Below are 276 nucleotides of genomic sequence, written 5' to 3'. Positions count from 1 at the left end.
TGAGACCATGGCAGACGCCACCAACGATATGAGTTATATCGCGCTGGACGCTACTTATCATACGAGAGTACCGCAGCCGTCGCTGACCGTGCGCTTCCATAAGAAAACGCCGATGGAATTCAAGATGCGGGTGGCGGAGGTGGTCCGTCTCGGCACCGGATTACCGTCTATCTTTAACGATGAAGTCTATACGAGGGCATTGATGAACCGGGGTTATGAGATGAGGGATGCTTACAACTACTGCATCATCGGCTGCATCGAACCGGGGGCTCCGGG

Annotated in this window: 1 protein-coding gene; it reads left to right on the top strand. The window is 54.3% G+C overall.

Going from position 1 to position 276, the window contains the following annotated elements; genetic code table 11:
- Window positions 1-276 (top strand): pyruvate formate lyase family protein (locus KTH90_RS24795; protein WP_238727631.1); only part of this gene is annotated, 276 nt, incomplete at both ends.

Source organism: Diplocloster modestus (genome assembly GCF_019042245.1).
GTDB lineage: Bacteria > Bacillota > Clostridia > Lachnospirales > Lachnospiraceae > Diplocloster > Diplocloster modestus.
The sequence above is the reverse complement of the archived record's forward strand: the minus strand, read 5'-3'. Positions and strand labels throughout refer to the sequence as shown.